The sequence below is a fragment of the Allokutzneria sp. A3M-2-11 16 genome, from assembly GCF_024213555.1.
In the GTDB taxonomy this organism is placed as follows: Bacteria; Actinomycetota; Actinomycetes; order Mycobacteriales; family Pseudonocardiaceae; genus Allokutzneria.
On the sequence record NZ_JANAVO010000001.1, the window covers coordinates 2,852,281 to 2,878,948 of the forward strand.

The following is a 26,668-nucleotide window of genomic DNA, read 5'->3' on the forward strand; positions in this document are numbered from 1 at the left end:
CGGGTCAGACCAGGGCCAGCGCGAGCAGGCCGGCCAGCGCGCCGCCGATGAGCGGGCCGACAACGGGAACCCAGGAGTAGCCCCAGTTCGCCGCGCCCTTGCCCTTGATCGGCAGCACCGCGTAGGCGATGCGCGGACCGAGGTCGCGGGCCGGGTTGATCGCGTAGCCGGTGGGCCCGCCGAGGGAGTTGCCGATGCCGATCACCAGGAACGCCACGGCCGCGTACCCGAGCGCGGAGTTGCCAAGCGACAGCACGCCGTCGACGGTCTTGGCGCCGGGGCTCAGCAGGATCCAGAGCACCAGCACGAACGTGCCGATGACCTCGGTGACGACGTTCCACGGCTTGTTGTCCACGGTCGGACCGGTGGAGAAGATGCCGAGGGTGTTCTCCGGGGCGTCGTGGTTGTCGAACTGGAGCTTGTAGGTCAGCCAGCACAGGGTTGCGCCGAGGAACGCGCCGACCATCTGCCCGGCGATGAAGATCGGCACGGTGCCCCACTCGACCTTCTCGGCCACCGCGAGGCCGAGCGTGACCGCGGGGTTGAGGTGCGCACCGCTGGGGGCCGCGATGCTGGCGCCCGCGAAGACCGCGAAGCCCCAGCCGAAGTTGATCAGCAGCCAGCCGCCGTTGTGGCCGAGCGAGTCCTTCAGGGTGACGTTGGCCACCACTCCGGCACCCAGCAGGATCAGGATCGCCGTCCCGATCAGTTCCCAGACGAAGATTTCTCCGCCAGTCATCGCAGCCCCTCTGTGTCGCTACCCGGACCCGCATGCGGCAGCGCGACCCACGTCAGGGCTGCGGCGGCGCATCCTCGAACTCGGCGGACCGTACTTCCGCGAGCGAGTGGATGTCCACGACTTGTTTCTGAACCGAGTGATTCCGTTACCCCGATGACATGGGTGTTCGTCCGATCGGACTGCCGAGTAGCGTGATTGCTGGTCCAATACGCGCCGGGCTCAGGGAGGCGATGCCGCGTGGCGAAGCGGGAATCACGAGGTTCGACCGGCAGGACGGCGTCCTCGGTCGGCGCGGCCGAGCTCGGCCCGGCCGACCGGGAGCGGAGCTGGCAGCAGCTCGGTTCGGAGCAGTTCGACGTCGTGGTGATCGGCGGTGGTGTCACCGGTGCGGGCGCCGCGCTGGACGCGGCCACCCGTGGCCTGCGGGTCGCCCTGGTCGAGGCGCGCGACCTCGCGTCCGGGACGTCGAGCCGCTCCAGCAAGCTTTTCCATGGCGGATTGCGCTATCTGGAGCAACTGGAGTTCGGTCTGGTCCGAGAAGCCCTGCGTGAGCGCGAGCTGATGCTCACCCGGCTGGCGCCGCACCTGGTGAAGCCGGTGAGCTTCCTCTACCCGCTGACGCACCGGATCTGGGAGCGGCCGTACACCGCTGCCGGCCTGATGCTCTACGACACGATGGGCGGGGCGCGGTCGGTGCCCGGCCAGAAGCACCTCACCAGGGCGGGCGCGCTGCGCATGGTGCCCGCGCTGAAGCGGGACGCGCTGATCGGCGGCATCCGCTACTTCGACGCGCAGGCCGATGACGCCCGGCACACCATGACGGTGGCCCGCACCGCGGCGCACTACGGCGCGGTCGTGCGGACCTCCACCCAGGTGATCGGGATGCTGCGCGAGTCCGACCGGGTCTGCGGTGTGCGCGTGCGCGATGTGGAGACCGGTGCGGAGACCGAGGTCCAGGCGCACGCGGTGATCAACTGCACGGGTGTCTGGACGGACGCGATCCAGAAGCTCTCCGGCAGCCGCGGCCGGTTCCGGGTGCGGGCGAGCAAGGGCGTGCACATCGTGGTCCCGCGCGACCGGATCGTCTCCGAGAGCGGGATGATCCTGCGCACCACGAAGTCCGTGCTGTTCGTGATCCCGTGGCGCAACCACTGGATCGTCGGCACCACCGACACCGACTGGAACCTGGACCTGGCGCACCCGTCCGCGACCAAGCAGGACATCGACTACATCCTCGACCAGGTCAACACCGTGCTCGCGACGCCGTTGACCAAGGACGACATCGAGGGTGTCTACGCGGGTCTGCGACCGCTGCTCTCCGGCGAGAGCGACGACACCTCCAAGCTCTCCCGCGAGCACGCGGTCGCCCGGGTCTCGCCGGGCCTGGTGGCCATCGCGGGCGGGAAGTACACGACCTACCGGGTCATGGCCGCCGACGCGATCAACGCCGCCGCGGTGGACCTGCCCGGCCGGATCGCGCCGTCGATCACCGACAAGGTGCCGCTGCTGGGCGCGGACGGCTACCACGCGCTGGTGAACCAGGCCGACCAGCTGGCGTCGAAGCACGGCCTGCACCCGTACCGGGTCCGGCACCTGCTCGACCGCTACGGCTCGCTGGTGCACGAGGTGCTGGCCGAGGCGGACGGCAAGCCGGAGCTGCTGCGGCCCGTGCCCGGCGCGCCGGACTACCTCCAGATCGAGGTGGTCTACGCGGCCAGCCACGAGGGCGCGCTGCACCTGGAGGACGTGCTCACCAGGCGCACCAGGATCTCCATCGAGTACCCGCACCGCGGTGTGGAGTGCGCGGAGAAGGTGGCCGAGCTGATGGCGGGCGTGCTCGGCTGGAACGACAAGACGATCAAGCGCGAGGTGGAGGTCTACACCGCGCGGGTCGAGGCGGAGCGGGATTCCCAGACGCAGCCCGACGACCAGGCCGCCGACGCGAAGCGGACCGCTGCCCCGGAGGCGCGGCAGCAGATGCTGGAGCCCGCCGCGAACTGACGAGTCGATCCCGATCTGCGGGGTGACCTACAGATCGGGATCGGTCAGTTCGGTGAGCAGTTCGTCCAGGTGCTGGGTGAGCCTGCGGATGTCGGCGGGCGAGATCGTGCTCCACGGAACGCCGCTGGGCGAGGGACTGCGGGTCTGGAGGTAGCGCCCCGCCGGGGTGTCGAAGAAGGCGATCACGCGGTCCGCGCGCTGCCGTTTGCCGCGCTCGTCCCGGGCCGCCACGCCGAACTGGCCGCGATCGCCGACCTCACCGACCACAGTGGACAGTGCGTGGGCGTCCTCGGCGCGCACCCCGTACTGGCGCAGCGCGGCTTCGAGCGCCTCGACCGAGTTCCCGGCCTGCGCGGCCGCGGCGTCCAGTTCGGAGCTGGGCAGCGTGATCGACCGGCCGGGACCGGCGGGCAGCGTGGGCAGCACCGACAGCGCGAGGCGGGGGAGCCCGAAGTCGGCGGTCTGCCGGAGCTTGAGCTGTGAACCTTCAAGCACCGCAAGCACTCCGTCGCCGCCGCGGGCCGCGCAGAGCACCCGGACGCTGTGCCCGAGCCACACCCGGCCGTCGACCTCGCGGTCCGGGACCGCGAGCACTTCGAGCATCCGCTCCAGTTCGGCGTCGAGCCGGATCGGCCTGCCGAGGCCGCGTTCGCCGATGCCGTCCCACACGGCGTGCTCCAGCTCCGCGCGCTCCTGGTGGGTCTTGCCCGGCGACGGGACCTTGATCACCAGCGGCATCTCCGGCAGGCCCAGGTGGTTCCAGAGGACGTCGAACTCCACCGAGGAGAGCACGACCTCCCTGGCCGGGGCCTCGCCGAACAGGGTCACGACTCCCCGATCACCGGCGGGGCGACGAGGAAGGAGTCCCCGAAGATGTCCTCGGTCTCGACCAGGTAGTCGGCGCTGCGGTGCTCGCGGTCCTCCTCGCGCCGGGCCGAGACCCCCGACAGCGCGGTGCCGGACTGGGCCTGCTCGACGCCGATCACGCTGTAACTGCTCGGCGGCGGGGCCTGCGGGGTGGGGAGGGAGACCGCGGAAGCCTGGGTGACCACGCCCAACGGCGCGGAGGGCGGAGCCGGGGACAGCGACGGCACGCCGGGCAGCGCGGCGGCGGGGCGCACCCCGGGCGGCGGGCTGACGTGCGCGGCGGTCGGCGTCACCGCGCGCGGGCCGGGCGTGATCTGCTTCGCGGCCGGTGCGCCGGTGGTCGGCCGGGTGGGCTGGCTCGTCGTGCCGCGGTTGACCGGCGTGCGCTGCGTGGGCAGCGAGCCGCCCCTCGGCCGGGTGACCGGACGACCGTGCCCGGGAACGGGGGCGCCGTCCACGCGCGGGTTCATCGGCTCGACGGAGAGCTGCGGCGGCTGGGTGAACTGCCCGAGCGTGCTGGTGTTGCTGGTCGTCTTGGACTGGTAGGCCGACATGACCTCGACGGCCTGGCGCTCGGCCGCGGACCGGGAAGCCTCCTGGACCTCGTAGTCGGTCTGCCCGCCGAAGAGGTGCACCAACCCGGACACCAGCGCGTTGGGCTGCTCGGCGCTGACCTTGACCGGGCGCGGCATGTCGGCGCGGGCCTTGCCGACGTGCTCGGCCTGCTGCTCGGCGGACAGGCGCATCACCTCGGCGCCGGTCTTGGCGTCGCGCGCCCACTGCACCAGCGGGCTGAGCTTGCCCTGGGCCGCGTCGGCCGCCTTGCCCTCCCAGGCCGAACCGCCCCTGGCGAGCGCCTCCTTGATGTCCTTGTCGATCTCTTCGAGCGCCTTGGACATCTCCGACCAGCGCCGGATCGAGGCCGCCGACGCGGCCGGGCCGGGCCCGCTGTGCAACTGCCGGTACAGCTCCTCGTGCGAGTAGCCCTGCCAGCGGTGGTCGGCGTTCATCTCTTCGCCTCCTGCAACCGGGAAGTCGGGGTTCAGCAGCCGGACTGCTTGTCGTTCATCAGGTCCCGGTTACCGCTCTCGATGCGCCGGTAGCCGCGTTCGATCTGGTCGAGGGCGAGCACGGCGTTGTTCAGCTGCTGCTGGTAGCCCTCGAGGGCGCCCAGCGCGGCCTCACCGCTGTCCATGGAGCGGTCGTTGAACTTGGCGGCGGCCTCGGCGCTGACCGGGTCCCCGGCCCACGGCCGGATGCGCAGGTCGGACCGGGCCTGGCCGACCTCGGGGGTGAGCCGGTCCAGCGCGCGCTGGAACGCCTTGCGCATCGTCGGGATCGCGGTCTTCTCGACCTTCATCCGCTGCTGCCCGGAACCACCGGAGATCGCCTCCGAATCGGCGAGCCGGCGGGACAGGTCGCCATTCGGGGCGTTGGAGAACGGCACAGTGCACTCCCGATCCCTGCGCGCGGACGTCTTGCCGGGGTCACTGTAGCGACTGTGCGTGATCACTTGGAACGGTTCCCGTGACGAACCCCGGACCGGGCTAGTCACTCACCGCTCAGGGTCATTCACTTTGCGCTGATCAGGGTGCGCATGGCGGCTTGGGCAACCTCCTGAGCGCGAGAGCACATTTGCTCGAGCGACGGCGGGTGAGCGCTGCCGGAGTTGCCGAACTGGACGTCGAGGAACTGCCCCGCCGCGACGTCGACGTCGACGTTGCAGAACGCGGTCTGGGCGGCGGTGCGCACCACGACGGCTGGGAAGCCCGCGATCTGGGTCTGCGTCACGTCGGCCTGCGCGGTCTCGTCCAGCCACACCTCGACGCCCTGGATCAGCACCAGGCCGATCCGCACCGAGAGCGCCCGCGTGCTGTCCCGGAAGTCGCAGACCTTGGCCTCGCCCATGTTCGGGTTGCGGCCCGGCTGCGGCGGCCGGTCCATGCCGAGTTCCCTGCGCTGCCCCGAGGTCAGCAGCTTGCACGGGTCGGCCCGGTCCAGCTTCACCTCGCGCGGCCGGGGCGGCAGCGTGATCGGCGTCGTCGTCGGCAGCGGCTCGTCCACCCGCGTCCGCTTCTGCCGCGTGCCGTCGGTCGGAGCCGCCGTGCACCCCGCGAGGAGCAGGATGGCGATGAGGGCTCCGAGCGCGCGCATGCGACGTACCGTAGCGACGCCCCTACGGCCGGAGCCGCCAGACCACCAGCGCGGCGGGCTCGCCGTCGACCTCGGTCTCGCCGGGGAGCTGGCCGAGCAGGGTGAACCCGCACTTGTGGGCGACCCTGGCGGAGGCCGTGTTGCCCTCTGCGTGGGCGTAGCGGATCTCTTTGAGCTCCAGGGCCCCGAAGCCGAAGCGCAGTGCGGCACCGAGCGCCGTCGTCACGACACCCCGGCCCCTGGCCAGCGGGTGCGTCCAGCACGCGACCTCGGCGGTGCCCGCGTTCAGGTCGAGGTTCTTCAACCCGACCTCGCCGAGCAGTTCGCCCGTGGTCGGTTCCGCGACCGCCCACGAGCAGCGTTCGTCGTCGGCCCACTCCCGGGTGCGCAGTGCGACGTAGCGCCCGGCGGCCTCCAGGTCGGGCACGCTGTAGTGGTAGATCCAGCGGCGCATCGCCTCGTCGGCGAACGCGGTCACCAGCGCGGGCCGGTCGTCCATGCGGTCGTCCGCGCGCAGGGCCCGCAGGTAGTGGTCGCCCGCGTTGATCTCGATCGGCTCCACGCGGTCAGTCCTCGTCGTCGGAGCGCCGCCGGTCCCGCATCTCGCGGTGCCGGTCGTGGATCTCCCGGTGGTGCTCGCGCATCTCCCGGTGCTTGAGCTGCTTCTTCGCCCGCTTGCGCGCCTGCTTCGCGCGTTCGTGGGGGTCGTTCCAGTTCGGCCCCCAGACCGCGCCGAGGAAGATCGACAGCGCGAGCGGGGCGAGGAAGACCATCCAGGTGCCGAGGATGAAGAACAGCGGCACCATCGCGACCCAGGACACGGCCATGACGCCCGCGGTGACCCGCTGCGCCTTCGTCATGCCCGGCACGTCGAGTTCGGCGTCCCCGGCCACCGCGGGCACTGTGGTCGCGGCAGCGCGGGGGACCAGCCCGCTGAGGTCGGGGTGCGGCTCCGGCAGGTCGGTGAAGACGGCCAACAGCTCGCCCTGGGTGCGCGCGGTGGTGACCTTCGCCGTCCGTTCGCCGTACTCGTCGACGTCCAGCCGCCCGGCGGTGAAGTGCTTGCCGAGGGCCTGGACGGCGGCTTCCCGTTCCGTGTCGCCGACGCGGAGCAGGGAGGGATCGGGTTCGCTCACAAGAACGAATGGTAGGCGCGCGGCGACCCGCGGCGGTCAGCCTCCGCCGAACAGCAGGAGCAACACCACACCGACCACGACGAGCCCGATGAGGAACGAGGTGGAGCCGAACGTGCCGAGGATGGTGACCACGACGCCGAGCACGATGATCGGCACGGTGATCGCGGCGATCATCCACGTGCTGGGGCCGCGTTTGGCGGGCGGGTGCTCGATCCGCGGCTCGTAGGCCACCGGCGGGGGCGGCGGGGTGTAGGCGTCCGCCGAACGCGGCATCCCGAAGGCCGGGTGCGGCGCGGGCAGGTCGGTGAACAGCCGGAGCAGATCGCCCTGGGTGCGCGCGCCCGCGGCCTGCGTCGCGCGGTCGCCGTACTCCTCCGGGGTCAGCCTGCCCGCGGTCAGGTGCTCGTTCAGCAGGCGCTGCGCGTCGGCGCGCTCGACATCGCCGATCCGGACGTCCGGGAAGGAAGAGTCACCCACCCTGCTGATCGTAGGGGCGGGAGGGAGTCGGCCGCAGCATGCGCACCAGGCCGAGCGCGACGAAGAGCATCGAGGACAGCACCCCGGCCACCGCGACGAGCTCGAACATCCCGCGCAACGACATCCCGGTGAGCACCGTCAGCCCGAACGCGCCGACGCAGCCCATCATGAACACGGCCGCGGAGATCGCGAGGGCCTGGATCGGCCCGCTGACCTCGGAGCGCACCCCGTGCTGCTGCTGCGGTCGCGGGGCGAAGGACACGGGCACCGCGGGGCGGTGGTGGCCGGGCAGGTCGGCGAACAGCGGCAGCAGGTCGGCGGTGCACCTCGCGGTACCGGCGAGCGCGGCGCGCTCCCCGTACTCCTCCGTGGTGAGTCGGCCCGCTTCCAGGTGTTCGGCGAGCATCCGTTGTGCTTCGGCCCTCTCGGTGTCGCCGATGCGGGTCTGCGGGTCCAGCGGCTGCGTCATGCGCACGACGCTAGCCAGCCGGACCGCGCCGCCCCTCGGCCGATCGGCCAGTACTACCTCATCCGGGTGGTCACCCGGCGTCGGTGACGAAGCCGCCGTAGCGGTCGGCCAGGAACTCCAGCTCGTCCTGCTCGTGGATCGCGGGCAGGCCGTCCGGCGTCGTCTCCACCAGGATCAGCCAGTCCGCGTCCTCGGCGTCGTCCTCCCCGGCGAGCAGCTCGCGGTGGACCGTGCACGGCACCCAGCCCGCGGCGAGCATCTCCTCGGCGAGGTCCTGCGCCTCGTCCTTGTCGTGCAACACGACCAGCAGCTGATGCGAAACGTCCACTGTGGACTCTTTCAGTCCTTCAGCTCGCACAGCACGACGCCCTGGCCGATCGGGTCGCCCGGGGCGGCGGTGAGCCCGGCGACGGTGCCCGCCTTGTGCGCGGTGACCGGGTTCTCCATCTTCATCGCCTCCAGCACCACGAGCAGGTCGCCCGCCTCGACGTGCTGGCCGTCCTCGACGGCGACCTTGACGATGGTGCCCTGCATCGGCGCGGCGACCGCGTCACCCGAGGCGGCAGCGGCCGCCTTGCCGCCGGAACGCTTGCGGGGCTTGGCCTTCACGGCCGCGCCACCGCCGTTGCCGCCGAGCGCCAGGTCTCCGGGCAGCGTGACCTCAAGGCGGCGCCCGCCGACCTCGACGACCACGCTCTGCCGGGGGATCTCGACGTCCTCGGTGCCCGCGGCGCCGCCGAAGGGCTCGATGGTGTTGTCGAACTCCGTCTCGATCCACCGAGTATGAACAGCGAAGCGTTCAGCTGTGCCGATGCTCGATCCCGCAAGCGGATCTTCGGCGGTGAACGCCGGGTCGCGCAAGATAGCGCGGTGGAACGGGAGCACGGTCGCCATGCCTTCGACGACCATTTCGTCCAGTGCGCGCCGGGCCCGCTCGATGGCCTGCTCCCGGGTCTCACCGGTGACGATCAGCTTGGCCAGCAACGAATCGAACTGACCGCCGATCACGCTGCCGGACTCCACGCCCGCGTCCACCCGGACCCCGGGGCCGGAGGGCGCGACGAACGTGGTCACCGTGCCGGGCGCGGGCAGGAAGTTGCGGCCCGCGTCCTCGCCGTTGATCCGGAACTCGATCGAGTGCCCGCGCGGGGCGGGGTCCTCGGTGAACCGCAGCTTCTCCCCGGCGGCGATGCGGAACTGCTCGCGCACCAGGTCGATGCCGGTGGTCTCCTCGCTGACCGGGTGCTCGACCTGGAGCCGGGTGTTGACCTCCAGGAAGGAGATCGTGCCGTCGAGGCCGACGAGGAACTCCACCGTGCCCGCGCCGTGGTAGCCCGCCTCGGCGCAGATCGCGCGGGCGGCCTCGTGGATGCCGCGGTGCTGCTCCTCGCTGAGGAACGGCGCCGGGGCCTCCTCGACCAGCTTCTGGTGCCTGCGCTGCAACGAGCAGTCGCGGGTGCCGACCACGACCACGGTGCCGTGCTGGTCGGCGAGCACCTGGGCCTCGACGTGGCGGGGCTTGTCCAGGTAGCGCTCCACGAAGCACTCGCCGCGGCCGAAGGCGGCGACCGCCTCGCGCACCGCGCTGTCGAAGAGCTCCGGGATCTCCTCCATGGTGCGGGCGACCTTGAGGCCGCGGCCGCCGCCGCCGAACGCGGCCTTGATCGCGATCGGCAGCCCGTGCTCGGAGGCGAAGGCGATGATCTCGTCGGGACCGCTGACCGGCTCCTTGGTCCCGGGCACCAGCGGGGCGCCCGCGCGCATCGCGATGTGCCGCGCGGTGACCTTGTCGCCGAGGTCGCGGATCGCCTGGGGCGTCGGCCCGATCCAGATCAGGTCCGCGTCGATGACGGCCTGGGCGAAGTCGGCGTTCTCGGAGAGGAAGCCGTAGCCGGGGTGCACCGCGTCGGCGCCCGCGCGCTTGGCGACGTCGAGCAGCTTGTCGACGCTGAGGTAGGACTCCGCGGCGGTGCTGCCGCCGAGCGCGAACGCCTCATCGGCGAGCCTGGCGAAGGGCGCGTCGCGGTCGGGGTCGGCGTAGACGGCCACACTGGCCAGTCCCGCGTCCCGGCAGGCCCTGATCACCCGCACGGCGATCTCGCCGCGGTTGGCTACGAGCACCTTGGTGATGGCTCGCCCCTGCGTGTCGCTGCGCACTGACACCGCACCTCCTCGTGACGACGCGTCGGTCAACAGACTGGCGCGTCGGCGAGTCTAGGGTCCAGGTGAGGGGTGCTACTGGAGAGCAACCTCACGTGTCGCGCAGGCGTCGTTGCAGTTGCTGTTTCCAGCCGGTAACCATTCAGGCGAAGGGGGTGTGCGAGGTGTCGTCCGCGCCGAAGTCGGTCGTCGTGACCATGTGGGCCAGCGCGGTGGTGACCGTCGCGGCCCTGCTCGCCGTCGCCGCGCTGCGCTGGACCCACGACGGTTCGCCGCCCGGCACCGGACCCTCGCCCACCACGACGTCCGCGGCCCAGGGACAGCTCTACTGCAACACCGGGCCGTGCAAGGTGCTGGCCACCCAGCGCATCGAGGGCGACCAGATCGAGCTGCTGACCGACAAGAACGGCGGCAACGGGCGCATCCGGGTGGGGCGGGACAACGCGCACAGCATCTTCGAGGTCACCATCGGCCAGTACTCGGCGCGGCTGACCCCGCAGTCGCTGAGCTGCGCCCCCGGCCGCACCGCGGTCTGCCTGGTCTCCGGTGAGGCCGGGGACACCGTGACCGGGGAGCTGTTCGTGCGCGGTCCGGAGGCGTGGGAGCGCGCGCAGTCGGCCTACGTGGCCACCGCGGGCCTGATGAACCTGCACGACGTGGACGGCAACGGCGTCGCCGAGCTGGTGACCGCGCAGAGCCGCTGCGGCAGCGGGGCCACGCTCTGCGAGGCCTACTTCATCGAGGTGTGGTCGACCGAGACGGAGCAGATGGGCTGCACGGCCACGGTGAACAGGCTGGACCGGCTGCCCGGATACCCCTCAGCACTCGCGCCCGCGAAGTCCGCGCTGCGCAAGTGCTGACGAGCTGGGGTCAGGCCGGGACCGGTTCCGAGTCGGAGTCGGAGTCCAGGACGTCGGTCCGCGGCGCGTTGTAGACCTCGTCGTCCAGGGTGCCCTCGCTGCGCGCGACGAGGACCGGGACGACCATCTGGCCCGCCACGTTCGTCGCGGTGCGCATCATGTCCAGGATCGGGTCGATCGCCAGCAGCAGGCCGACACCGGCCAGCGGCAGGCCCACCGTCGACAGGGTCAGCGTGAGCATCACCGTGGCGCCGGTGAGCCCGGCGGTGGCCGCGGAACCGACCACGGACACGAACGCGATCAGCACGTAGTCCCACAGCGACAGCGGCACGTTGAAGACCTGCGACACGAAGATCGCGGCGATGGCGGGGTAGACCGCCGCGCAGCCGTCCATCTTGGTGCTCGCGCCGAACGGCACCGCGAAGCTCGCGTACTCCCTCGGCACGCCGAGGTTGTCGATGGTGGTGCGCTGCGTCAGCGGGAGCGTGCCGATCGAGGACCGGGACACGAACGCCAGCTGGATCGCGGGCCAGGCGTTGGCGAAGAACTTCGCCGGGCTGACCTTGCCGACCACGCGCAGCAGGACCGGGTAGACCACGAACAGCACCACGGCGCACGCGACGTAGACGCCGATCACGAACGTCGCGAGTGGACGGAGCAGGTCGAAGCCGTACTGGGAGGCGGCCTTGCCGATCAGGCCGAGGGTGCCGAGCGGGGCGAGCCGGATGACCCACCACAGCGCCTTCTGCACGACCTCCAGCAGCGAGCGGTTGAACGCGACGAACGGCTCGGCCTTCTCGCCCACCTTGTACGCGGCGATGCCGATCACCACGGCGAGGAAGACGATCTGCAGCACCTTGCCGTTGGAGGTGAACGCGTCGACCGGGTTGCTCGGGATGATCCCCTTGAGGAAGTCGAGCCAGCTGCCCTGCGTCTTCGGCGTGTAACCGGTGTCCGGGGTGAGCGCGACGCCCTGGCCGGGGTTGCTGACCAGCCCGGTCGCGATGCCGACGAGCACCGCGATCAGCGAGGTGATCCCGAACCACAGCAGGGTCTTGCCGGTCAGCCTGGCGACCGTGCCGGGCCCGCCGTTGATGTGCCGGAGGTTGGCGATGCTCACCACGATCGCGGTGAACACCAGCGGCACCACGGCGAGCATGAGCAGCTGCACGAAGGTGCCGCCGATCGTGCTCAGCGCGGTGCCGAGCCAGGTCAGGTCGCCGACCCTGGCGATCACGCCCAGCGCGATGCCGAGCACGAGGCCCGCCACGATCTGGACCCAGAAGGGGATCTTCTTGAGCACGGGGATTCCTTGGCGTGTAAGGGAACGGGGTTCGGTGTCGGGGCGGGTCAGCCAGGACAGAGCGAACTCGCCTGCCGTCGCAGATCGACGTGCAGGCGCCTGGTGAGCAGAAGCCGAGGAATCTTCATCGCGCCCTCAACTAACCATCGGCGCCCGCGCGGCCTTCCTGGTCCCGCCAAAGTGTGACGACACCCACCCCCACCTGCGCAAGGAGCTTCCGGGTGAGGGGAAGGCTGATGCCGATGACGCTGGACGGGTCGCCGTCAACGCCCTCGACGAACCAGCCGCCGAGCCCGTCCAGGGTGAAGCCGCCCGCGACCGCCAGCGGCTCCTCGGTCGCCAGGTAGGCCTCCAGTTCCTCGCCGGTGACGTCGGCGAAGCGGACCGTGGTCGACGCCGAGCCCTTGGCGCGCGCGACGACCTCGCCGTCGCGGAACAGCGCCACCGCGTGCCCGGTGAGCAGGTCGCCGGTGCCGCCCGCCATGTGCTTCCACCGCTCGCGGGCCACCTCGACCGCGCCCGGTTTGCCGACCACCTTCGGCCCGTCGCCGAAGTCCATCAGCAGCATCGAGTCGCAGGCGACGACCACGCAGTCCGGGAACTCCGCGGCCACGTCCTGGCAGACGGCCGCCGCTTTGGCCTCGGCGAGCGCCACGACCAGGTCGGTCGGGGAGGCGTCGCCGAGCGCCGCGGTGACGGCGTCCTCGTCCACACCGGAGACGCGGACGATCGGGTCGATCCCGGCGGCACCGAGCACGGCGCGGCGGGCGGGGGAGGCTGAGGCAAGCACGAATCGCACGAGCCGCGAGGGTAGCCAGTCCGCCGCTCCGCGTCTCGCTCCGTCCCAGCGCGGCGGTTCGGCGGTCTTCAAGTACAGCGAACCCCCTCCCCAGCGGTCTCAAACCGCCCCCAACCCCCGCGCACTCTCGGGATGAGTCGCTCAGCGCTCGCCGTTGAGCAGTGCGGTGGGCGCGGGCATCCCGGAACGTGCTTCCGGAGCCGATTCGCCGCCCGTGGTGGGCAGTTCGCCGACCAGGGGGAGGCTGAACGCGGTGCGGCTCAGGTCGACGGTGATCTGGGGCAGCTGCGCCGGAGCGGTGATGAACGAGTTGTCCGTGCCGCCGATGATCACCGCGAGCTGGTGGCCCGCCGGGATCACGTGGTCGAGCGCGGAGAGCCGGAACGTCATCGTGTAGTTCTGCCCCGAGCGCAACGGTGTGCTGCTGTTCAGCGACGTGTGGTTGCTCAGGTCGGCCCAACCCCGCGCCAGCACCTCGTGGTCGACCTGTTTCGTCGTGGTCGCGGTGTCCTTGTAACAAGCGTTGTCGCCGTCGCGGTTCTCGCCCCAGCACGACTCCGTCGACAGCGTCCTGATGCCTTCCCCGCTACCCCGGTAGTCGCGGATCGTGTTGGGGCCGTAGTGAACCAGCGCGGCGGTCAGCCGGTGCCGGAGAGACGGAGTTCCCTGCTCAGCGAACCCGTGGTGAACAGCACCCGGGACGGTAAGGAAGTGTTGGGCTGCAACGCCCGCGAGAACTCGTTGGCCCGGCCGTTGTCGGTCAGCTGCTCGGTTTTCCCAGCCGCGGCAGGGGTTGCGGCGAGCTTGCCGAGGCCCGCGGTGGTGCCTGGCTGCGGGCGCACGGAGGTCAGCTTCGTCGCGGGCGGCCAGACCTCGTCGGTGGCCCACGTGTCCGGGGCGCGCTCCACGTCGGCCATCGGCTCGGTGTCGATGACGTTCACGTCGCCGAGCCCGTGCACGACGAAGACGCTGGCCTTCACCTTGCTCGCGTCCGGGACGTGGTTGCGCTCCGCCCACATCGGGGTGAAGTCGCCGTTGGCCTTGGTGCCCTGGTCGAGCGCGGTCTTGGCGTGACCGCAGTCGGCCCGCCCGCCGCCCTCGACCCGGCTCGCGAGACCGGAGGGGCCGCTGCGGCGGAACGGGACGCCGTCACCGCGGTAGTAGTCGTACCAGGAGCTGATCGCGCCGATCGGCACGATGGTGCGCAGTCCCTCGACACCCGTGGCCGCGACACCGTTGGCGACGGTGCCGTCGTAGGACTTGCCGATCATGCCGACCGCGCCGGTCGACCACGTGGCCTGCACCGGCTTGCCGCCCGCGAGGTCGACGAGCACGACGGAGTAGCCGCGCGGCACGAAGTAGTTGTCGTAGAAGAGCGGGAAGCCGACCGGTCGCCCGTTCGCGTCGTAGGTCTTGAGCTCGGATTCGTTGCCGCGCCCGCAGCACGAGTAGTACGGGCTGGCGTCCATGATCACCGGGACCCTGGCGGTGGTCTGCGGCCGCACGATGTCCGCGGCCACCCGGTCGCGCACACCGTCCCGGTCGCCGTCCAGGCCGATGTCCACCCACACCGTCTCGCGCACCGCGTCGGCGAGCGCGTGCACGGGCTGGCTGAGCCCTCCCGAAAGGGGCCGCGCCGACGCGGGCGGCACCACCGTCGATGTGATGAGGGCCAGTAGCCCGACCAGGACGCTGATCCGTGTGAGCAAAGCGCACCTCCGCCTGATGACCTGGAACAACGCTATTCACCCTGCCCAGGCACCGGACAGAGCCGATCGTTGTCGGCCGTCGTGAGTAGTCGTGCGGATGCGGGCGGTGTCCGCGCGGGTCAACCATGGCCGGATGTATTTGATCACCAAGGTGCGCCGCCACGCGTGGCTGCTGTCGATGCTCGGAGCAGCCGTGGTTGGCGGTCTCGCCGGTCTGCTGATGCTCGCCGACCCCGCGCTCTTCCCCTGAACCTTGTGCTCGCCGGGTTGGCCGGTCTTCAAGTACCGCGAACCCCGGCCCCAGCAACCGCTAACGGCCCCCAACCCCGCTCTGCGGCTGGGGTTGAGGGCGGTTAGCGACTTTGTGGGCGGGGGTGCGGTGTACTTGAAGACGCCCTAACCACCGTGCGCAATGTTTCGGTCAGAAGCGGTGGGCGGAGGCTCGCCAGGCTCCTGGGCCGGGGTGGTGCGGGCGTCGTTGCAGCGAGGATCGGTCGGCCCAGAGGGAGCGCGGCTGCGGCGGGGGTTCGGGCGCCTGCTGGCTCGCCATGGCCGTGATCACCGCCGCGAGGGCAGCGAGTTCTTCGTCGGTCGGCTCGCCCCGGACGACGCGCAGCAGCGGTTCGCCGGTGCTCTTGCTCGACCCCGCGAGCGGGTCTTCGGCGCTCACAGCGGGATGTTCCCGTGCTTCTTGGGCGGAAGCGTCTCCCGCTTCTCCTTCAACAGGTTCAGCGCGCGGGCCACGTAACCGCGGGTGTAGGACGGCGGGATCACCGAGTCCACGTAGCCGCGCTCGGCCGCCACGTACGGGTTGCACAGGGTGTCCTCGTACTCCTGCTGGAGCTTGGCGCGCAAGGCATCCACGTCCTCGCCACGCTCCGCCGCCTGCGCCAAAGTCTTGCGGTGCACGATGTTCGCGGCCCCGGAGGCGCCCATGACCGCGATCTGGGCGGTCGGCCACGCCAGGTTCACGTCCGCGCCGAGGTGCTTGGAGCCCATGACGTCGTAGGCGCCGCCGTACGCCTTGCGGGTGATCACCGTGACCAGCGGGACGGTGGCCTCGGCGTAGGCGTAGATCAGCTTCGCGCCGCGGCGGATGATGCCGTTCCACTCCTGGTCGGTGCCGGGGAGGAAGCCCGGGACGTCCACGAACGTCAGCACGGGGATGTTGAAGGCGTCGCAGGTGCGGACGAAGCGCGCGGCCTTCTCGCTGGCGTCGATGTCCAGGCAGCCGGCGAACTGGGTGGGCTGGTTGGCCACCACGCCGACGCTCTGCCCGTCCACCCGGCCGAGGCCGATCAGGATGTTCGGCGCGAACAACGGCTGCACCTCAAGGAATTCGCCGTCGTCGAGCACGCGGGTGATGACCTCGTGCATGTCGTAGGGCTGGTTCGCCGAGTCCGGGATGAGCGCGTCCAGCTCCCGGTCCTCGTCGGTCAGCGCCTCGGCGATCGAGGTCTCGGTGAGCGCCGGGGAGTCGTGGACCGGCGGCTCGGACAGGTTGTTCGACGGCAGGTAGCTCAGCAGCGCCTTGACGTAGCCGATCGCGTCGTCCTCGTCGGCGCCCATGTAGTGCGCGTTGCCGGACTTGGTGTTGTGCGTCCGCGCGCCGCCGAGGTCCTCGAAGCCGACGTCCTCACCGGTGACCGTCTTGATCACGTCGGGGCCGGTGATGAACATGTGCGAGGTCTGGTCGACCATCACCGTGAAGTCGGTCAGCGCGGGGGAGTACACGTGCCCGCCCGCGCACGGCCCCATGATCAGCGAGATCTGCGGGATCACGCCGGAGGCCTGGGTGTTGCGGCGGAAGATCTCCCCGTAGAGGCCGAGCGAGACCACGCCCTCCTGGATGCGCGCCCCGCCGCCCTCGTTGATGCCCACGATCGGCCTGCCGGTCTTGAGCGCCAGCTCCATCACCTTGACGATCTTCTCGCCGTACACCTCGCCGAGCGAGCCGCCGAAGATCGTCACGTCCTGGCTGAACACGCACACCGGCCGCCCGTCCACGGTGCCGTAGCCGGTGACGACGCCGTCGCCGTAGGGCCGGTTGCGCTCCTGGCCGAAGTTGATCGAGCGGTGCCGCGCCAGCTCGTCCAGCTCGACGAACGACCCGGGATCGAGCAGCTTCTCGATCCGCTCGCGGGCAGTCATCTTGCCCTTGGCGTGCTGCTTCTCCACCGCGCGGGCGGAACCGGCGTGCACGGCCTCGTCGTTGCGGCGGTACAGGTCGGCGAGCTTGCCGGCGGTGGTGTGCGTGTCCGGCTCCGCGCTCGGTGCCACGCCGATCGGTTCGGTGGCGCTGCTCATGACCGGTGAGCGTATCCACCCCGGCCAGGAGTGGTTACTGATGCGTATCCCACATCACTCGTTCAGCGTTGACCACCGGCTTCTAGAGCGATTCAGGGCCGAGTTCGCGCGCGGATGTGCGGCGTGCGCTGTCCGGTCGCGCATGCCGACGACGCTTCGTCACGGCACAGCTGGGGAGGCGGCGTGAACATCCGGCGACACGTGATCGCGTCGGCCGCTTCCAGAATGTCCCGCAGGCGCTCGTCGGAGTCGCGCTTCACACCGCGACCGCTTCGTTGAGGATGCGCTCGCGCATGCGTTCCTTGATCCCGTTCGGCGTGGCGACCTGCGTGAACACGCCGAGCAACTCTTCGACCCTGAGCGCGAAGCCGGTCAGCGCGAAGTAGCCGCCGTCAATTTCGACGAGCAGGTCCAGATCGCTGTCGTCGTCCGCCTCGCCCCTGGCGACCGAGCCGAAGACGCGGATGTTGCTGACGCCGTAGCGGGACGCGATTTCATAGATCTCGTCGCGGTGTGCGCGGACTTCGTCGAGGGTGACTCGGCGGTGCGGGGCGTCGTTGACTTCGACATTGGGGTCCATGGCTCCTCCTTCCGCCGTGCACCGCCGATCATCCCAGACACGCCGTCAGACCGGGGTGGCGCGGAGGACGCTCATCGCGACGGGGAACGCGCAGCGGCTGACCGACGCGATGCCGAGACCGGCCTCCGCGAGCAGCGCGGCGAACTCCTCCTGGGTGCGCTCCTTGCCGGTGGTGCACACCATCATGTTGAGGTCGCTCATCACCACGAACGGCTCATCGGCGAAGTCGGTGATGCCCGACGGCATGAGCTGCTCGACGATCAGGAGCTCGCTGTCGGGGCGCATCGCCCGCGCACAGCTGCGCAGGATGCGGACAGCGCTGGAGTCGTCCCAGTCGTGCAGGACGCTCTTGAGCACGTACGTGTCGTGGCCCGCGGGCACGGACTCGAAGAAGTCCCCCGGCAGCGCGCGGCAGCGGTCCGTGACCGACGCGAGCACGGGAGCCGACTCGGCGAGCCCCATCGGCAGGTCGTAGAGGATGCCCGTCACGTGCGGGTTCGCCGCCAGCAGACCCGCGATGAGCGTGCCGTTGCCGCCACCGACGTCGACGAGCGTCGTGGTGGCCGACAGGTCGCACGCGGCGACGACGGCCGGGTTCTGCGTCTCGGTCGTCTCCGCCATGGCGCCGTTGAAGTGCGCCTCGGCCTCGGGGTGCTCGGCCAGCCACTCGAACGGTTCGCGGCCGTACTCCAGCTCGATCCCGGAGCGACCGGTCCGCACGCTTTCCGCCATGCGGCCCCAGGAGTTCCACGTCGGCTCGCCGCCGAAGGTGAGCGCGAGGTTGCGCACGGAGCCCGGCACGCCTTCGCGCAGCATCTCGCCCGCGCCGGTGAGCACGTAGACGTCCTTCTCGGTCTCCTTCACCAGTCCGACCTGCGTCGCTCCGCGCATCAGCCGTTTCAGCGACGGCTCGTGCACGGTCAGGTCGGTGGCGAGCTGCGAGGTGGTGCGAGCGCCGTCCGCGAGCGCGTCGGCGACGCCGAGCCTCGTGACGGTGTGCACGACCTGTGCGGGGCAGAAGGCGAACAGCATTCCCACGACGTACGCGCGGTCGGCGTGCACATCCGCGCCCGCGAGCTGGTCAGTGCTCATCGAATTCCTCTCTCGGCGAGGGCCTCGGCGGAGAATGTCCCCCAGCGCGGCCAAACCCGCTCGCCGAGGGGTTACCCGAAAGAGTGTCCACAGTGGACTATTCGCCCCCGGAGCGCCGACTGTTCCCCGGCGACTACCCTGACCAGGCGTGATCGCCGATCTCGCCGCCCTGCCCGCGGACGCGCTGCGCGCCGAGCTGTTGGCCCCGAACGGGCCGTACACCGCGCTCGACGTGCTGGACCGCACCGGCTCGACCAACACCGACCTCGCCGCCGCGGCCCGGGAGGGCGCGCCGGACCGGACGGTGCTCATCGCCGAGGAGCAGACGGCGGGGCGCGGCCGGAACACCCGGTCGTGGGTTTCTCCCGCGCGGGCGGGCATCCACGTGTCGGTGCTGCTGCGCCCGGCCGGGGTGCCGGTTGCCCGGTTCGGGTGGTTGATGATGCTCGGCGGCGTCGTGGTGCAGCGCGTGCTCAGCGGGCTCTGCGCGGTCGACGCGGTGCTCAAGTGGCCGAACGACCTGCTGGTCGGCCCCGATCGGGCGAAGTGCTGCGGAGTGCTCGCCGAAGCGGTCGGCGGGTCGAGTCCGGCGGTCGTGCTCGGCATCGGGGTGAACGTGCACCAACGAGCGGATGAACTTCCAGTCGGCCCCGGCGGGCTCCCGCCGACCTCGCTGGCCCTCCAGGGCGCGGACTGCCTGGAGCGCGACCGCATTCTGGTGGAGTTGTTGCGGGAGCTGGATTTCGCCGAGCGGCAGTGGCGCGAGCACTCCGGCGACCCGGTGCGCAGCGGGCTGGTCGAGCAGTACCGGCAGGTCTGCGGCACGTTGGGCCAGCGAGTCCGGGTGGAGTTGCCCGCGAGCGGGGGCGCCACCCGCTTCCTGCTCGGCGTCGCCGAGGACGTCGACGACGACGGCAGGCTCGTCGTGCGGACCGCGGACGGTTCGGCGCAACCGATCTCCGCCGGTGACGTCATCCATTTGCGCCCGGCCACCCATCCCGGGTGATCCGGCGGGGCCGGTACCGTGTGGCCGTCGCACACCCCAGGAGGATTGCCGTGGCATACCCGGACGACCTGCTTTCCGACGACGAGCAGGTCGTGGTGCACAAGCACCCGCACTGGAAGATGCTGTTCTTCCCCGTGATCGTGCTGCTCGTCGTTGTCGGCGGCGGCATCTACCTCGCCACGCTGGTGGAGGCGACGGACTGGCGGATGATCGGCCAGATCGGGATCGCCGTCGTGGGCGGCATCCTGCTCGTCTGGTTCGTCTTCGCGCCGTTCGTGCGCTGGCGCACCACGCATTTCGTGGTGACCACCCACCGGCTGATGGTGCGCGAGGGCGTGCTCAAGCGGACCGGCATCGACCTGCCGATGTCCAAGATCAACAGTGTCCGCTCGAACCAGTCGCTCTCCGACCGGCTGTTCGGCTGCGGCACGCTCGTCGTCGAGTCAGCCTCCGACGAACCGCTGGAGTTCGACGACATCCCCAAGGTCGAGTACGTCCGCACGGTGCTCTACCGCGAGACCAACGACGACCCGAACGACGACTTCGCCCCGAAGCAGGCTCGCTGATGGGGGCTCGCGAGGTCGGCCTGCCGACCAGGTCGGTCCCGCTGGAGTCCTTCTACCCGCAGCGGGTGACGATCTGGGAGGTCGGCGCCCGCGACGGGCTGCAGAACGAGAAGACGACCGTCCCGGTCGCCACCAAGCTGGAGTTCCTCGGGCGCCTCGCCGACGCGGGGCTGACCACGTTGGAGGCGACCAGCTTCGTGCACCCGAAGTGGGTGCCGCAGCTGGCCGACGCCGAGGAGCTGCTGGCCGGGCTGGACCGCCGCCCCGGCGTCGACTACCCGGTGCTGGTGCCGAACGAGCGCGGGCTGGAGCGTGCGCTCGCGTCGGGCGTCGGCCACATCGCGATCTTCGCCAGCGCCACCGAGAGCTTCGCCAAGCGCAACCTCAACCGCACTCTGGACGAGCAGTTCGAGATGTTCGAGCCGGTGGTCGTCAGGGCGCTGGCCGAGGGGCTGCGGGTGCGCGGCTACATCTCGATGTGCTTCGGCGACCAGTGGGAGGGCGACGTCGAACCGGAGCAGGTGCACCGGGTCGGCGAACGGCTGCTGGACATGGGCTGCTGGCAGATCTCCCTCGGCGACACGATCGGCGTGGCCACGCCCGGACTGGTCGAGGACGTCATCGCGGGCTTCGACGAGATCGACCGGCTCGCCGTGCACTTCCACGACACCTACGGCCAGGCGCTGGCCAACACGCTGACCGCGCTGCGCTGCGGCGTGTCCACTGTGGACTCTTCGGCTGGCGGGCTCGGCGGCTGCCCCTACGCGGAGTCGGCCACCGGCAACCTCGCCACCGAGGATCTGGTGTGGGCGTTGGAGGGCATGGGCATCGAGCACGGCGTCGACCTGGACGCGCTCGCCAGGACCAGCGCGTGGATGGCGCAGCAGCTCGGCAGGCCGAGCCCGTCGCGGGTGGTCCAGGCGCTCACGGGATGAACGTCCAGCCGCTCGACCGGAGCACGTGGCCACTGCTGGAGGAGCTGTTCGGGCCACGGGGTGCGGTCGAGGGCTGCTGGTGCATGTGGTTCCGGCAGAGCAATGCCGGGCAGCGCGAGAACGCGGGTGAAGGTAACCGGAAAGCCTTGAAGGGCCTCGTGCACGCCGGTACGCCGCTCGGATTGCTTGCCATACAAGAAGATCACGCGGTCGGTTGGGTGGCGGTCGCGCCTCGGTCGGACTATTCGCGACTCGAACGCTCGCAGGTCGCCAAACCCGTTGAGCGCGAAGAAGATCTGACCGATGTGTGGTCGGTGACGTGCTTCTTCGTCCACCGTTCCGCGCGTCGCCAGGGCGTGACCGCGGCGCTGTTGGAAGCCGCTGTCGAGCACGCTCGGGAGGGCGACGCGCGGGTCGTCGAGGGTTATCCTGTGGACACCGAGGGGGCCAAGCGGGAATCCAGCTCGCTCTACCACGGGACGTTGAACCTGTTCCTGGCCAACGGTTTTGAAGTTGTACAGAGGCGTGGCACGCGGCGCGCGCTGGTTCGTAGAGTGTTCTGATGAGCGAGTGGACCGCGCCGGCGCCGGTGCTGCACTGGGTGGAGTCGTATCCGGTGCTGACCTGGCAGGCCGAGCGACCGTGGCTGGCGATCTCCTCCGGTGTGCATGGCGGCGGCATCGGAGAGCGGTCGTGGGTGGTCAACGCGTCGGTCGGGACGAACTACGAGCGCGACGACCCGGACGTGCACGTGGCCGAACTCGCTGCCGCGTCAGGGCTTTCCGGTGCGGGCACGGGGTTGCTGACCGCCGTGGACGTCCGCCTCGCGGTGACCAACGCGGACAACGGCGTGGTGGCGTCGGCGACGACCGGCGTCGGCCTGCACCCCACATGGGCCGCCGCGAAATCGTCCACAGCATCGATGCTCGACCCCGCAAGCGAGTCTTCGGTGGACACAACGCCAGGGACCATCAACGTGGTCTGCTGGCTCCCCGTGCGGATGTCGGAGGCGGCATTGGTGAACGCGGTCGCCACGGTCGCGGAGGCCAAGGCGCAGGCGTTGCGCGAGGCTGAGATCCCCGGCACCGGGACCGTCACCGACGCGATTGTGTTGCTGTGCCCCACAAACGGGCCCGCCGAGTCCTACGGCGGGCCACGTTCGCGGATCGGCTCGGCGATGGCGCGCGCCGTACACGCCTCGATCGAGGAGGGCCTCCGCGTGAAGTCCCCGCGCTACGAGCCCTGGACCGCCCCCTGACCCAGCGTGGCTTTTCCCCGTTTCGTACTCATAGCAGCAAAAAGAGCGCTCCCAAACCCCGTTATGAGTACGAAACGGGAGTTCTCTAGGCCGCCTGGGCCCACGGGGAGTGGGAGGGGCGGTTGAGCGTCATGGGGTGGAGTGTAGCCCTGGTCCGGTCCTGACTACGCCTTCTTCGAGGGGCTGCCGTACTGCCTCCCGGGGTAGTTCTCGAAGTAGAAGGTCATCCATCCGCTGTGGTAGTTCTTGTGACCCTTGGCAGCTGCTTTGAGGGTCTTGGTCTTGCCCTTCTTGCAGTGGAGGGTTTCCTCGTCGCGCGAGCCCTGGCTGTACTCGTTCAGGGAGAAAATGCTGTTCGTGCAGCCCTTGGGCACGTTCTTGATGTCGGCGTACGCCTCGAAGTTGCCTTTGTGGATGCGGATGCACGCCTTGTTGCCGTCGTTGACCGGATCGCCGTACGGGGTTCGCCACGAGCAGTCCCACTTCGGGGCGGCCTCCGCCGGAGTGGTGAGAGCGAGGGCGCTGCCCGTCGCCAAGCAGAGCGCGACGAGGGTTGAGCTGAACCTGTTGGCCATGATCAGAATGCTGGACTCCTTGCGGCGCAAGGACAATCGTCCGCACCGCCCTTTCGGTCGTACCCGTGCGTAGCTCAGTCGCGGGTGCCGAACATGCCGGTGAAGGTGAAGCTCATGACGCAGTCGTTACCCCGGTCGGCGGTTCCGTTGATCTCCACGAGGCCCAGGTTCGGCCGGGATTTCGACAGGCGCGCGGAGAGCACTTCGATCTGACACCGCAACACATCGCCGGGGAAGACGGGGGCGCGCCACGACAGGTCCTTGCCGCCGGGCGAGCCCTGGGAGGTGGAACCGGCGAGCACGTGGTCGACGTACTGGCGCATCCACAGCGACGCGGTGAACCAGCCGGACGCGCAGAGCCCGCCGAGCACGGAGTCGCGCCCGGCCTCCTCGTCGAGGTGGAACGGCTGCGGGTCGAAGCGTTCGTTGAAGGCGAGCATCTCCGTCTTGTCCACGACGATCTCGCCAAGGTCGATGACCCTTCCGGGAGTCAGGTCCTCGTACGCAATCGATGCCATGGCTCGAGTGTTACACCATTTCGCACGGAATGGTGAGGGGTGTCATACGCGGTCGATGGGGGCAGCCCGTAGCCTGCTGGTGTGAGTCAGACCATCAATGACGCTGGTACCGATCTCCCGGTTGATCACCTCGGCGAGGTGAACGACCGCGTCACCGCGGGCGGAGCGGAGAAGTACCACAAGGCCAACGCGGCCAAGGGCAAGCTGTTCGCCCGCGAGCGGGTCGAGCGCCTGGTCGACGCGGGCAGCTTCGTCGAGGACGGGCTGTACGCGAACGCGCTGGCCGAGGGCCTGCCCGCGGACGGCGTGATCACCGGGACGGCGACCATCGACGGGCGCCCGGTCTGCCTGATGGCCAACGACTCCACGGTGAAGGCGGGCTCCTGGGGCGCGCGCACCGTCGAGAAGATCATCCGGATCATCGAGGTCGCCTACGCCACCAGCGTGCCCATGGTCTACCTCGTCGACTCCGCGGGCGCCCGGATCACCGACCAGGTCGACCTGTTCCCCGGCCGCCGCGGCGCCGGCAAGATCTTCCACAACCAGGTCCGCGCGTCCGGTTCGATCCCGCAGGTCTGCGCGCTGTTCGGGCCGAGCGCGGCCGGTGGCGCCTACATCCCCGCGTTCTGCGACGTGGTGATCATGGTCGAGGGCAACGCGTCGATGTACCTGGGCTCGGACCGGATGGTCGAGATGGTCACCGGCGAGAAGACCACCCTGGAGGAGATGGGCGGCGCCGCCGTGCACTGCACCACCTCCGGCGTCGGCCACTTCCTGGCCAAGACCGAGGACGAGGCGCTGGGCACCGTCCGGAGCTACCTGTCCTACCTGCCGTCGAACTGGCAGGGGGAGCCGCCGGTCGCCGAGCCCGCCGAGCCGGGCAAGGGCAACCTGCGCAAGCTCGTGCCGGAGAGCGAGCGGCAGGCGTTCGACATGCGCCGCTACGTCAAGGCGCTGCTCGACGACGGCTCGTTCTTCGAGATCCACGCGCTGTGGGCGAAGGAGCTGACGGTCGGCTTCGGCAGGCTGGACGGCCGGGTCGTCGGTGTCGTCGCGAACAACTCGATGTTCAAGGGCGGCGTGCTCTTCGTCGACTCCGCGGACAAGGCGAGCCGGTTCATCCAGCTCTGCGACGCGTTCAACGTGCCGCTGCTGTTCCTCTCCGACGTGCCGGGCTTCATGGTCGGCACGGCCGTGGAGAAGCAGGGAATCATCCGGCACGGCGCGAAGATGATCACTGCGGTCTCCGAGGCCACCGTGCCGAAGATGTGCGTCGTGGTGCGCAAGGCCTACGGCGCGGGCCTGTACGCGATGGCCGGACCGGGCTTCGAGCCGGACGCCACGATCGCGCTGCCCACCGCCAAGATCGCGGTGATGGGCGCGGAGGCGGCGGTGAACGCGGTCTACGCCAACAAGATCGCGGCCATCGCCGACGAGGCGGAGCGGGCGGCGTTCGTCCAGGCCAAGCGCGCCGAGTACGAGCAGGACATCGACATCCTCCGGCTGGCGAGCGAGCTGGTGATCGACACCATCACCCAGCCGGAAGACCTGCGCGCCGAGCTGATCCGGCGGTACCGGGCGGCAGCGGGCAAGGAACGGCACTTCTCCCGCCGCCGCCACGGCGTCACTCCCGTGTGAGCAGCGCCAGGGCCCGGTCGTGGAGGCGCGCGTTCGAGGTCAGGACGCTGCCCGCGGTGTAGTCGGCGGAGCCGTCCAGTGCGGTGAACCGGCCGCCCGCCTCCTCGACCAGGACCTGGACCGAGGCGACGTCCCACGGGTTGACGATCGCCTCGGCGGCGAGGTCGAGCGCGCCCTCGGCGACCAGGCAGTGCTGCCAGAAGTCGCCGAACGCGCGGGTCTCCCAGCACGCGTCGGCCAGCCGCAGGTACGCCTCCCGTGAGTGGAACTCCACCCAGGCGCCGAGGTGAGTGGTCGACAGGTAGGCGTCGGCCATAGTGTCGACCCCGGACACCGAGATCCGGCGTTCGGACCCGTCGGGATCGGTCGTCCACGCACCCGTGCCCCGGGCCGCCCACCACCGGCGGCCCAGGGCGGGCGCGCTGATCAGGCCCAGCTCCGGGGTGCCGTCGACGACCAGAGCGATCAGCGTCGCCCAAGCGGGTACACCGCGGAGGAAGTTCTTCGTGCCGTCGATCGGGTCGAGCACCCACGCGCGCCCGGCTCCGGCGGTGCCGCCGCGCTCCTCGCCCGCGACGGTGTCGGTGGGCCGCGCTTCGGCGAGCAGTTCGCGGACCGCGTCCTCGACGGCCAGGTCGGCGTCGGTGACCGGGGTGCGGTCGGGCTTGCGGTCCACCCGCAGGTCCCGCGCGAGGAAGCGGTGCGTGGTGATCGCGTCGGCCGCGTCGGCGAGGCGGTGTGCAAGATCGAGATCAGCCGTGAGGTCCACGCGGATGAGCCTAGGCTGGCACCGTGAGCGTCGTGCTGCTGGCCGAGGACGATCCGGCCATCGCTGAACCCCTTTCCCGCGCCCTCGGCCGGGAGGGCTACTCGGTCCAGGTCGTCTCCGAGGGCCCGGCCGCCCTGGCCGCCGCGGTCAACGGCGGGGTCGACCTGCTGGTGCTCGACCTCGGCCTGCCGGGGCTGGACGGCCTGGAGGTCTGCCGCCGCCTGCGCGCGGCCGGGCGCGGCATCCCGGTGCTGATGCTCACCGCGCGGGTCGACGAGGTGGACTTCGTCGTCGGCCTCGACGCGGGCGCCGACGACTACGTGGCCAAGCCGTTCCGGCTCGCCGAGCTGATGGCCCGCATCCGGGCGCTGCTGCGCCGCCGCGCGCACAGCAGCCTGGAGGCCAACGGCGTGCGCATCGACTTCGCGGCCCGCCGCGTGCAGGTCGACGGGCGCGAGGTGCAGTTGGCCAACAAGGAGTTCGAGCTGCTGCGGGTGCTGATGGAGCGCGCGGGCCAGGTGGTCAGCCGCGACGACATCCTCGAAGAGGTGTGGAACGACCCGGAGCTGCGCGGCAGCAAGACGCTGGACATGCACATCTCCTGGCTGCGCAGGAAGATCGGCGACGCCCACACGGGCACCGCCGAGCGCCGCATCGCGACCGTGCGCGGCGTCGGCTTCCGGTTCAACGCCGACTGATTTCCCCTTACCCGCGGGGTAATTGCGGTGGTCCGCGGCGTGCAGAACGCTC

The 26,668-nt window shown here is 70.4% G+C and carries 32 protein-coding genes; 9 read left to right on the top strand and 23 right to left on the bottom strand.

All coding sequences use genetic code 11. The features are described from left to right. Positions 1–4: 4 nt before the first annotated feature. The gene (locus tag NLX83_RS14280) at positions 5–739 is read right to left on the bottom strand and encodes an MIP/aquaporin family protein (RefSeq protein ID WP_254235315.1); all 735 of its coding nucleotides are present in this window, start codon (positions 737–739) and stop codon (positions 5–7) included. A gap of 237 nt (positions 740–976) precedes the next feature. Between NLX83_RS14280 and glpD the strand changes: the two genes are divergently transcribed. After that, entirely contained in the window at positions 977–2,740 is a 1,764-nt protein-coding gene (gene glpD, locus NLX83_RS14285) for a glycerol-3-phosphate dehydrogenase (protein WP_254235316.1), read from the top strand. A 27-nt stretch (positions 2,741–2,767) separates the two neighbouring features. Here the strand turns inward: glpD and NLX83_RS14290 are convergent, their stop codons facing one another. From NLX83_RS14290 to NLX83_RS14335, 10 genes are all read right to left on the bottom strand, one after another. After that, a complete protein-coding gene (locus tag NLX83_RS14290; RefSeq protein ID WP_254235317.1) occupies positions 2,768–3,568 on the bottom strand; it encodes an ESX secretion-associated protein EspG in 801 nt (266 codons plus the stop codon). Continuing rightward, the gene (locus NLX83_RS14295; protein ID WP_254235318.1) at positions 3,565–4,617 is read right to left on the bottom strand and encodes a PPE domain-containing protein; all 1,053 of its coding nucleotides are present in this window, start codon (positions 4,615–4,617) and stop codon (positions 3,565–3,567) included. The genes NLX83_RS14290 and NLX83_RS14295 overlap by 4 nt, the downstream gene beginning before the upstream one ends. Positions 4,618–4,649: 32 nt before the next feature. Beyond that, positions 4,650–5,120 carry a transcriptional regulator gene (locus NLX83_RS14300; protein WP_254235319.1) on the bottom strand — a complete coding sequence of 157 codons (471 nt, stop codon included), beginning with the start codon at positions 5,118–5,120 and terminating at the stop codon, positions 4,650–4,652. Positions 5,121–5,179: 59 nt separating this feature from the next. Then, positions 5,180–5,761 (bottom strand): DUF3558 domain-containing protein, encoded by a 582-nt coding sequence (locus NLX83_RS14305; protein WP_254235320.1) that lies wholly within the window; start codon positions 5,759–5,761, stop codon positions 5,180–5,182. Between the two features lie 22 nt (positions 5,762–5,783). Then, complete coding sequence (locus NLX83_RS14310; RefSeq protein ID WP_254235321.1) at positions 5,784–6,323, bottom strand: GNAT family N-acetyltransferase; 540 nt, start codon at positions 6,321–6,323, stop codon at positions 5,784–5,786. Between the two features lie 4 nt (positions 6,324–6,327). Next, on the bottom strand, positions 6,328–6,897 hold the full coding sequence (locus NLX83_RS14315; protein ID WP_254235322.1) for a DUF1707 SHOCT-like domain-containing protein: 570 nt from the start codon (positions 6,895–6,897) through the stop codon (positions 6,328–6,330). 36 nt (positions 6,898–6,933) lie between these two features. Further along, positions 6,934–7,374: a DUF1707 SHOCT-like domain-containing protein gene (locus NLX83_RS14320; protein ID WP_254235323.1), complete on the bottom strand. Its 441-nt coding sequence runs from the start codon at positions 7,372–7,374 to the stop codon at positions 6,934–6,936. Continuing rightward, the gene (locus tag NLX83_RS14325; RefSeq protein WP_254235324.1) at positions 7,367–7,843 is read right to left on the bottom strand and encodes a DUF1707 SHOCT-like domain-containing protein; all 477 of its coding nucleotides are present in this window, start codon (positions 7,841–7,843) and stop codon (positions 7,367–7,369) included. Before NLX83_RS14325 ends, NLX83_RS14320 begins: the two co-directional genes overlap by 8 nt. Positions 7,844–7,913: 70 nt before the next feature. Next, positions 7,914–8,171, bottom strand: a complete 258-nt coding sequence (locus NLX83_RS14330) for a hypothetical protein (RefSeq protein ID WP_254235325.1) — start codon at positions 8,169–8,171, stop codon at positions 7,914–7,916. An 11-nt stretch (positions 8,172–8,182) separates the two neighbouring features. Further along, positions 8,183–10,006, bottom strand: a complete 1,824-nt coding sequence (locus tag NLX83_RS14335; protein WP_254235326.1) for an ATP-binding protein — start codon at positions 10,004–10,006, stop codon at positions 8,183–8,185. Positions 10,007–10,167: 161 nt separating this feature from the next. Between NLX83_RS14335 and NLX83_RS14340 the strand changes: the two genes are divergently transcribed. After that, positions 10,168–10,863 (top strand): hypothetical protein, encoded by a 696-nt coding sequence (locus NLX83_RS14340; RefSeq protein ID WP_254235327.1) that lies wholly within the window; start codon positions 10,168–10,170, stop codon positions 10,861–10,863. Positions 10,864–10,873: 10 nt separating this feature from the next. Here the strand turns inward: NLX83_RS14340 and NLX83_RS14345 are convergent, their stop codons facing one another. The 9 genes from NLX83_RS14345 to NLX83_RS14380 form a co-directional block, all read right to left on the bottom strand. After that, complete coding sequence (locus NLX83_RS14345) at positions 10,874–12,166, bottom strand: dicarboxylate/amino acid:cation symporter (protein ID WP_254235328.1); 1,293 nt, start codon at positions 12,164–12,166, stop codon at positions 10,874–10,876. Positions 12,167–12,213: 47 nt separating this feature from the next. After that, a complete protein-coding gene (locus tag NLX83_RS42235) occupies positions 12,214–12,294 on the bottom strand; it encodes a putative leader peptide (RefSeq protein ID WP_371504170.1) in 81 nt (26 codons plus the stop codon). 11 nt (positions 12,295–12,305) lie between these two features. Continuing rightward, positions 12,306–12,965 carry a Maf family protein gene (locus NLX83_RS14350; protein WP_254235329.1) on the bottom strand — a complete coding sequence of 220 codons (660 nt, stop codon included), beginning with the start codon at positions 12,963–12,965 and terminating at the stop codon, positions 12,306–12,308. 141 nt (positions 12,966–13,106) lie between these two features. Continuing rightward, a complete protein-coding gene (locus NLX83_RS14355) occupies positions 13,107–13,607 on the bottom strand; it encodes a CocE/NonD family hydrolase C-terminal non-catalytic domain-containing protein (RefSeq protein WP_254236221.1) in 501 nt (166 codons plus the stop codon). After that, a complete protein-coding gene (locus NLX83_RS14360) occupies positions 13,604–14,674 on the bottom strand; it encodes a CocE/NonD family hydrolase (protein WP_254235330.1) in 1,071 nt (356 codons plus the stop codon). Before NLX83_RS14360 ends, NLX83_RS14355 begins: the two co-directional genes overlap by 4 nt. A 421-nt stretch (positions 14,675–15,095) precedes the next feature. Continuing rightward, a complete protein-coding gene (locus tag NLX83_RS14365; protein ID WP_254235331.1) occupies positions 15,096–15,344 on the bottom strand; it encodes an acyl-CoA carboxylase subunit epsilon in 249 nt (82 codons plus the stop codon). Beyond that, positions 15,341–16,981, bottom strand: a complete 1,641-nt coding sequence (locus tag NLX83_RS14370; protein ID WP_254235332.1) for an acyl-CoA carboxylase subunit beta — start codon at positions 16,979–16,981, stop codon at positions 15,341–15,343. The genes NLX83_RS14365 and NLX83_RS14370 overlap by 4 nt, the downstream gene beginning before the upstream one ends. Positions 16,982–17,237: 256 nt before the next feature. Further along, entirely contained in the window at positions 17,238–17,561 is a 324-nt protein-coding gene (locus NLX83_RS14375; RefSeq protein ID WP_254235333.1) for a nucleotidyltransferase family protein, read from the bottom strand. A 45-nt stretch (positions 17,562–17,606) separates the two neighbouring features. Next, positions 17,607–18,653 (bottom strand): methyltransferase, encoded by a 1,047-nt coding sequence (locus NLX83_RS14380; protein WP_254235334.1) that lies wholly within the window; start codon positions 18,651–18,653, stop codon positions 17,607–17,609. Between the two features lie 148 nt (positions 18,654–18,801). Here NLX83_RS14380 and NLX83_RS14385 point away from each other — a divergent pair, with 148 nt between their 5' ends. From NLX83_RS14385 to NLX83_RS14405, 5 genes are read left to right on the top strand one after another with little or no spacing between them, the layout of a single operon-like run. Continuing rightward, positions 18,802–19,659 (top strand): biotin--[acetyl-CoA-carboxylase] ligase, encoded by an 858-nt coding sequence (locus tag NLX83_RS14385; RefSeq protein WP_308209307.1) that lies wholly within the window; start codon positions 18,802–18,804, stop codon positions 19,657–19,659. A 50-nt stretch (positions 19,660–19,709) separates the two neighbouring features. Further along, positions 19,710–20,225, top strand: a complete 516-nt coding sequence (locus NLX83_RS14390) for a PH domain-containing protein (RefSeq protein WP_254235335.1) — start codon at positions 19,710–19,712, stop codon at positions 20,223–20,225. Then, positions 20,225–21,160, top strand: a complete 936-nt coding sequence (locus tag NLX83_RS14395) for a hydroxymethylglutaryl-CoA lyase (protein ID WP_254235336.1) — start codon at positions 20,225–20,227, stop codon at positions 21,158–21,160. Before NLX83_RS14390 ends, NLX83_RS14395 begins: the two co-directional genes overlap by 1 nt. Further along, positions 21,157–21,723 carry a GNAT family N-acetyltransferase gene (locus NLX83_RS14400; protein ID WP_254235337.1) on the top strand — a complete coding sequence of 189 codons (567 nt, stop codon included), beginning with the start codon at positions 21,157–21,159 and terminating at the stop codon, positions 21,721–21,723. The genes NLX83_RS14395 and NLX83_RS14400 overlap by 4 nt, the downstream gene beginning before the upstream one ends. Beyond that, entirely contained in the window at positions 21,723–22,418 is a 696-nt protein-coding gene (locus tag NLX83_RS14405) for an adenosylcobinamide amidohydrolase (protein WP_254235338.1), read from the top strand. Before NLX83_RS14400 ends, NLX83_RS14405 begins: the two co-directional genes overlap by 1 nt. 164 nt (positions 22,419–22,582) lie before the next feature. On the opposite strand, the gene NLX83_RS14410 is transcribed toward NLX83_RS14405, so the two are convergent. After that, positions 22,583–22,993 carry a hypothetical protein gene (locus tag NLX83_RS14410; RefSeq protein ID WP_254235339.1) on the bottom strand — a complete coding sequence of 137 codons (411 nt, stop codon included), beginning with the start codon at positions 22,991–22,993 and terminating at the stop codon, positions 22,583–22,585. Between the two features lie 74 nt (positions 22,994–23,067). Beyond that, complete coding sequence (locus NLX83_RS14415) at positions 23,068–23,511, bottom strand: MaoC family dehydratase (protein WP_254235340.1); 444 nt, start codon at positions 23,509–23,511, stop codon at positions 23,068–23,070. A gap of 81 nt (positions 23,512–23,592) precedes the next feature. On the opposite strand from NLX83_RS14415, the gene NLX83_RS14420 reads away from it, so the two are divergent. Next, on the top strand, positions 23,593–25,149 hold the full coding sequence (locus tag NLX83_RS14420) for an acyl-CoA carboxylase subunit beta (protein ID WP_254235341.1): 1,557 nt from the start codon (positions 23,593–23,595) through the stop codon (positions 25,147–25,149). On the opposite strand, the gene hisN is transcribed toward NLX83_RS14420, so the two are convergent. Further along, positions 25,136–25,918, bottom strand: coding sequence for a histidinol-phosphatase (gene hisN / locus NLX83_RS14425; RefSeq protein ID WP_254235342.1), 783 nt, complete (start codon positions 25,916–25,918; stop codon positions 25,136–25,138). The two genes, NLX83_RS14420 and hisN, sit on opposite strands and share 14 nt — an antisense overlap. 23 nt (positions 25,919–25,941) lie before the next feature. Here hisN and NLX83_RS14430 point away from each other — a divergent pair, with 23 nt between their 5' ends. Next, a complete protein-coding gene (locus NLX83_RS14430; RefSeq protein ID WP_254235343.1) occupies positions 25,942–26,616 on the top strand; it encodes a response regulator transcription factor in 675 nt (224 codons plus the stop codon). The last annotated feature ends 52 nt before the right edge of the window (positions 26,617–26,668 follow it).